Here is a 6,501-nt window from a genome sequence, read left to right on the forward strand (position 1 = left end):
CGGGCCGGCCATCCTCATGCGGCCTGCTGCGCCGGGAACACCGGCTCGCCCAGGTTCAGCATCAGGCGGTTGGCCCACGCGAAGATGGCGATCGCGTGGATCAGGTCGAGCAGTTCGGCATCGTTCACGCCGGCCGCGCGCAGCGCGCGCAGGCTGCCCGGGCCGATCGCGTCGGGCCGCTCGGTGAGCGCGATCGAGAACTGCGCGATGGCCTGCTCGCGCGCGGTGGTGCCGGCGCCGCGCGGGTCGGCGAAGACCTGGACGATCACATCGTTGCGCCTGGCCAGTTGCTCGAAGCGCTGCGCGTGGACCGAGGCGCAGTACACGCAGCCGTTGACGCGCGACACCACCGTGCTGGCCAGCTCGCGCTCGGCGCGCGCCATGCCGCCGGGCGCGTACATGATGGCGTTGAACGCGGCGGAGCGCTGGCGCAGGATCTCGGGCTGGTGCACCAGGAACAGGTAATAGTCGGACACCTTGGCCTTGGGATGGCTTTCCTCCAGCACCGCGATCTGCTCGGGCGTGGCGTGGTCCAGTTGAACCACGTCGAGCCACGCTTTCCAGTCGAGCACTTCGTTGGTGAAGCCGTGGGCCCGGATCGGCGCTTTGGTCAGCACCGTGTCGGCTACCTTGGCGGGAGCGGGCAGGGCGGGTTCCCCGCCCCCAGCCGGCGCGGCGGGTGCGTTCAGCGCCTTGAGGCCGGCCACCAGCCGCACCTGATAGGACAGGAAGGCGATCAGCTGCGCCAGCGTCACCACGTCCGGCGTGGACAGGCCCGCGGCGGGCAGCGTCCTGAGCGCCGCTTCGTCGCCGTCCACCGGCTTTTCGATCAGCGCGCGGGTGAAGTCCAGCATGGCGCGCAGGCGCGCGTCGGCCAGCGTGGCGGGGTCGCCGCGTTCGGCCACCTCGATCCGCGCGGCGTCGGCGCCCGCGGCCACCAGTCGCTGGCGGTAGTGCGCGGCCAGTTCGGGCGACGGCGCGAGGCGCGCGGCGTAGAGCGCCACCAGCAGGCGCTCGGCCAGCGGCAGGCCGGGCAGGGCGGGATCGAACAGGGCGTCGTAGCTGCCCTGGGTGGCCGCGGCCACCTTGTCGCGCTGGTGGCGCAGCGCATGCGTGGCGGAGCCGGGCACCAGGCCGGCTACCTGGTCGGCCACGTCGGCGTGGGGGTTGGCTTGGGTCATGGCTTGTCTTGCTCTCGGTACGGTTGACTCGGAAATCGGCGGGATCACGCGGATGGCGGCGGCGCGGGCACCCATTCGTCGCCGAACACCTCGGGCTCGGCATAGGCTTCGAGGTTGGCGAAGTGGGTCTCGATGTCTTCCTGGTAGAACAGCGCGGCGATGCCCTGGCCGAGCCGCCGGGCGCCGTCGCTGATGGCCGGGATGTCGCCCGACACGGTGCCGTGCGTGAGCGCCGCCGGGTAGTTGAAGCAGTGGATGCGCGACAGGCCCGGGCAGGCGCCCGGCGTGGCCTCCAGGAATTCGAAGGCGGGGCCGAGGTCCGGCGAGTCCGACAGTTCCTGGTCTTCCTGTCCCGCGCGCGGCGCGTAGCGGTCGCGCCAGTAGCGGATGTGCGGCGCGAACGCGGCGAACTCGGCGCGCGTGTCGAGCGCGATGCGAAAGCCCGTGGAGAACACCAGGAAGTCCAGCTCGAACGTGCCCCTGGTGGTGTGCACGCGCACGGCATCGCCGGCCGGCTCGACGCGCTCGATGGCGCAGCCGAGGTGGAAGCGCGCGTTCTCGTGGCGCGACACGCGCAGCGTGCTGCCGCGCGGCGGCGGCACCTGCTGCTCGTTGATGTAATGGCGGATGCGCCATTTCCAGGCGTCGGGCAGGCCGGCGTAGCCGTGCGTGAAGCCCGGGCTGCCGGCGCCCTTGCTCTTGTTGACGCGCGGGATGTCGGCGCGGCGGATCAGCAGGTCCACGCCGGCCGCGCCCGCTTCCAGCGCGGTGGCCGCGCTGTCCATCGCGGAGGCGCCGGCGCCGATCACGCCCACGCGCTTGCCGCGCAGCGTGCCGTAGTCGAAGGCGTCGCTCGAATGCGCCCACGCCGCGCGCGGCAGCGCCTGCGCGAACGGCGGCACGTAGGCGCCGCCGAGACCATCGCGGCCGGTGGCCAGCACCACGCGGCGCGCCAGCACGGTGCGCGCGCCGGCGGGCGTGCGCAGTTCCAGCGCCACCAGCCCGTCGGCGCGCGGCAGCACGCGCGTCACGTCGTGCCCGTTGCGGATGTCGAGGCCCAGCACGCGGCGGTACCAGCGCAGGTAGTCCATCCATTGCAGGCGCGGGATCTTGTCGAGCGCCTCCCACGCCGCCGCGCCGGACTGCGCCTCGAACCACGCGCGGAAGGTCAGCGCGGGCAGGCCGAGCGCGGGGCCGGTGAGCTGCTTGGGCGAGCGCAGCGTCTCCATGCGCGCGGTGGTGGCCCACGGGCCTTCGAAGCCCTCGGGAGAACGGTCGAAGATGCGCGCGCCGAGGCCGAGGTGCCCGAGCGTGGCGGCGGCGGCCATGCCGGCCATGCCGCCGCCGATCACGGCGACGTCCAGCACCGGCTGGCCCTCGTGCGTGCGCGGCGGGCTCCAGGGCCTGGCGGGCAGTTCCAGCCAGGCCAGGTCCTGGCGCAGGCGGGCTTCGAGCGCGGCCAGGCCTTCGGCGCTGGCGGCGGGGAGTGTGGTCAGGGTCATGATGGGTCGGTCTCTGTGTCGTCCGGCATGCCGGCGGCGCCGTAGAGCGCCTGCAGCAGCGCGCCGTGCTGCCCGGGGCCGCGCTGGGTGAAGTCGGGCAATAGCGCGCGCGCCGCGGCGGCCAGCGCGTCGATCAGCGCCAGCACCGCCGTGCTGGCCGGGCGGCCTTGCGGCGTGATCACGCCGAAATAGAACGGGATGTCGGCGTCGATCGGGCGCACCACGATGTCGGCCAGCGGCACGCCGCGCGCCGTCACCGGCTCCAGCACGGCGATGCCGAGGCCCGCGCGCACCGAGGTCAGCGCGTTGAACGACGAGTTGGTGTTGATCAGCGCGGCCGGCTTCACGCCCGCGCGGGCCAGGCCCTCGTCGAGGCGGCGGCGCAGCCGGTAGGGGTTGTGCATGGTGACGATGCGCCGGCCGCTGCATGCCGCCAGCGGGATGGTGGCGAGCGCGGCGAGCGGGTCGTCGGCGCGCACCGCGGCCACGCAGGCGGCCTGCCCGATCCAGTGCACGGTCACGCCGGGATGCTCCAGCGGCAGGCTGGTCACGCCGATCTCGGCGGCGCCGGTCAGCACCGCGTGCACCACCTTCTCGGGGAACAGGCTGTCGATATGGATCTGGCTGGACTGGCCGGCCACGCCGCGCTCGCCGCCCGCGCTGTCCTCGCGGTCGCGCGCATGGTCCGGCTGGCGCCCGGCCAGCGCCAGCGGCAGCAGCCCGGCCGCCAGCGACGGGGTGGCGGCGATATGGAGCGGGCGGTGTTCGTCGCGCGCGATCTCGTCGGCGCGCGCGCGGATCTGCTTGAGGCCCACCAGCGCGTGCTCCACCTCCTCGTACAGCAGGAAGCCGCGTTCGGTCGGCGTCACGCGCGGGCCGCTGCGCACGAACAGCGCGAAGCCGATCTCCGCCTCCAGTTCCTGGATCAGCCGCGTGATGACGGGCTGCGAGCGGCCCAGCAGGCGGCCCGCGGCGGTGACGCTGCCGCTGGTGACGACTGCCGCGAAGGCTTCGAGTTGCCGGATTTCCATGCTGCGAGGCGGTGGGCGTGGCCTGCCGATGTATGCGATTATGGAATTCTCTGCCATCTAGTATTCTGATTGCAAATACTATTTTTGCATTCCATCATGCCACGCCGCATGGAACCGGCAGGCGCCGGGGCCAGCACGTATCATGCAAGGCACAGGCGCCAACCCCCGCGCGGCGCCGCTCAGGACAGTCCCGTTGACACAGGCACCACGCAGCGCCCGCGCAGGCCCATTCCATCCGTCGCGCCCCTGGCTGGCGCTGGCCCTGTGCTGGGCGCTGGCGTGGCTGGCCGCGCCGGCGCAGGCCGACACCCTGCGCATCGGCTCCAAGCGCTTCACCGAGTCCTACATCCTCGGCGAGATCCTGACGCTGACCGCGGCCCCGCACGCCAGCGTGCAGAACACGCCGGGCCTGGGCAACACGGCCATCGTGTTCGAGGCGCTCAAGTCCGGCAGCATCGACCTCTACCCGGACTACACCGGCACCATTGCCGCCGAGATCCTCAAGCTGCCGCCCGGCGCCAGCCTGGAACAGATCAACCAGGCGCTGGCGCCGCTGGGGCTGGCCGCGGGCATCCGGCTCGGCTTCGACGACACCTACGCGCTGGCCATGAGCGCCGCCCGGGCGAGCCAGCTCCACATCGCCACGCTGGACGACCTGGCCGCGCACCCGGCGCTGCACCTGGGGCTGTCGCAGGAATTCCTCGGGCGCGCCGACGGCTGGCCCGGGCTGGCGCGCAGCTACCATCTGCCGCAGCGCCCGACCGGGCTGGACCATGGCGTGGCCTACGAAGCGCTGGCCAGCGGGCAGGTCGACGTGATCGACATCTATTCCACCGACGCCAAGATCCGCAAATACGGTCTGCGCGTGCTGGCCGACGACCGCCATTACTTCCCCGGCTACGAAGCCGTGGTGCTCTACCGGCGCGACGTGCCGCGGCGCTTTCCCGCCGCGTGGCAGGCGCTGACCGGGCTGGCCGGCAGGATCAGCACGGCGGACATGGTGGCGATGAACGCGGCCGCCGAGCTGGATGGCGATGCGTTCGCCACGGTGGCGCGCAATTTCCTCGCGCGCGGCATCGGCGGGGTGGTGTCGGCGGAGCGGGGCGCGCGCGCCGGGCTGGCCGGCATCCTGTTCAGCCGCGACACGCTGCGCCTGACCTGGCGCCACCTGGGGCTGGTGCTGGGCGCGGTCGGCGCGGCCACCCTGCTGGGCGTGCCGGCGGGCATCCTGGCCGCGCGGCGGCGGCGCCTGGGACCGGTGCTGCTGGCCACGGTGAGCGTGCTGCAGACGGTGCCGTCGCTGGCGCTGCTGGCGATGCTGATCCCGCTGCTGGGGCGCATCGGCGTGTGGCCGGCGCTGGTGGCGCTGTTCCTCTACGCGCTGCTGCCCATCGTCGGCAACACGCTGACCGGCCTGCGGCAGGTGCCGGCCGGCATGCGCGACGCGGCGCGCGCGCTGGGTTTCCGGCCCGCGCAGGTGCTGCGCCTGGTCGAGCTGCCGCTGGCCATGCCGGTGCTGCTGGCCGGCATCAAGACCGCCACCATCATCAGCGTGGGCACCGCCACCATCGCCGCCTTCGTCGGCGCGGGCGGCTACGGCGAGCGCATCGTCATGGGGCTGGCCCTGAACGACGACCGCCTGCTGATGGGCGGCGCGATCCCCGCCGCCGCGCTGGCGCTGGTGGCGCAGGGCGGCTTCGCGCTGGCCGAGCACTACCTCGGGCGGCACGGCCGCGCCGGCTAGCGCGACAACTGCGCCCTGGCCAGCGCGCCGAGCGTCACCACCGCGTTTTCCACGGCCTCGCTCCACAGGTGGCCATAGTTCAGGCGGATGCAGTTGCGGTAGCCCTGCCGCGCGGAGAAGATCGGCCCGGGCGCGATGCCGATGCCGTGCTCCAGCGCCGCGCGGTGCAGCGCCAGCGCGTCGAAGCCCTCGGGAAACTCCACCCACAGGAAATAACCGCCGTCCGGCTGCGAGACCCGCACCGAGTCCGGGAAATGCCGGCCGATGGCCGCGATCAGCTGCCCCTGCTGCATCTCCAGCACATGGCGCAGGCGCCGCAGGTGCTTGTCGTAGCCGCCGTGCTGCAGGTATTCGGCCAGCGCCACCTGGGTCGGCACGCCGGCCGACAGCGTGGTCATCAGGCGCAGCCGCTGGATGGCGTCGCCGAAGCGGCCCGGCGCCACCCAGCCCACGCGGAAGCCCGGCGCCAGCGTCTTGGAAAACGAGCTGCAATGCATCACCAGCCCTTCCTGGTCGAAGGCCTTGGCGGGCAGGGGGCAGCGGTTGCCGAAATACAGCTCGCCATACACGTCGTCCTCGATCAGCGGCACGCGGTGGCGCGCCAGCAGCTCCACCAGCGCCTGCTTGCGCGCCTCCGGCATGCTGGCGCCGAGCGGGTTCTGGAACTGCGTCATGAACCAGCAGGCCTTGATCGGGTGGCGTTCGAGCGCGTTCTCCAGCGCGTCGAGGTCGATGCCCTCGCGCGAATCCACCGGGATCTCCACCGCGCGCAGGCGCAGGCGCTCAAGCGCCTGCAGCGAGGCGTAGAAGCCCGGCGACTCGATCGCCACCACGTCGCCGGGCTCGGTCACGGCCATCAGGCACAGGTTGAGCGCCTCCAGCGCGCCGCTGGTGACGATGATCTCTTCGGTGGGCTGCGGCGCGCCCGCGCCGAGGTAGCGCAGCCCGATCTGCTGGCGCAGCGCGAGGTGCCCGGCCGCCATGTCGCTGACCGAATACCACGGATCGAGCTCGCGGCCCGCGCGCGCCAGCGACTTGCCCAG

5 protein-coding genes are annotated in these 6,501 nt (G+C 72.9%); 1 reads left to right on the top strand and 4 read right to left on the bottom strand.

From position 1 onward, the window contains the following. Positions 1-14 precede the first annotated feature (14 nt). From K206_RS41880 to K206_RS0127225, 3 genes are read right to left on the bottom strand one after another with little or no spacing between them, the layout of a single operon-like run. Positions 15-1,181 (bottom strand): CMD domain protein, encoded by a 1,167-nt coding sequence (locus K206_RS41880; protein ID WP_020205536.1) that lies wholly within the window; start codon positions 1,179-1,181, stop codon positions 15-17. 44 nt (positions 1,182-1,225) lie between these two features. After that, on the bottom strand, positions 1,226-2,683 hold the full coding sequence (locus tag K206_RS0127220) for an FAD-dependent oxidoreductase (RefSeq protein WP_020205537.1): 1,458 nt from the start codon (positions 2,681-2,683) through the stop codon (positions 1,226-1,228). Then, the gene (locus K206_RS0127225) at positions 2,680-3,714 is read right to left on the bottom strand and encodes a LysR family transcriptional regulator (protein WP_020205538.1); all 1,035 of its coding nucleotides are present in this window, start codon (positions 3,712-3,714) and stop codon (positions 2,680-2,682) included. The genes K206_RS0127220 and K206_RS0127225 overlap by 4 nt, the downstream gene beginning before the upstream one ends. 193 nt (positions 3,715-3,907) lie before the next feature. Here K206_RS0127225 and K206_RS0127230 point away from each other — a divergent pair, with 193 nt between their 5' ends. Next, positions 3,908-5,458, top strand: a complete 1,551-nt coding sequence (locus K206_RS0127230) for a glycine betaine ABC transporter substrate-binding protein (protein ID WP_020205539.1) — start codon at positions 3,908-3,910, stop codon at positions 5,456-5,458. On the opposite strand, the gene K206_RS0127235 is transcribed toward K206_RS0127230, so the two are convergent. Further along, positions 5,455-6,501, bottom strand: a 1,047-nt coding sequence (locus K206_RS0127235; RefSeq protein ID WP_020205540.1) for a PLP-dependent aminotransferase family protein, incomplete at its 5' end; no start/stop codon positions are given. The genes K206_RS0127230 and K206_RS0127235 overlap by 4 nt on opposite strands.

The organism is Cupriavidus sp. WS, from assembly GCF_000395345.1.
Lineage (GTDB): Bacteria > Pseudomonadota > Gammaproteobacteria > Burkholderiales > Burkholderiaceae > Cupriavidus > Cupriavidus basilensis_B.

Excerpts from the sequence above, each read along its gene's own strand:
- K206_RS0127220 (WP_020205537.1), bottom strand. The coding sequence starts at position 2,683 with ATGACCCTGACCACACTCCCCGCCGCCAGCGCCGAAGGCCTGGCCGCG.
- K206_RS0127225 (WP_020205538.1), bottom strand. The coding sequence starts at position 3,714 with ATGGAAATCCGGCAACTCGAAGCCTTCGCGGCAGTCGTCACCAGCGGC.
- K206_RS41880 (WP_020205536.1), bottom strand. The coding sequence starts at position 1,181 with ATGACCCAAGCCAACCCCCACGCCGACGTGGCCGACCAGGTAGCCGGC.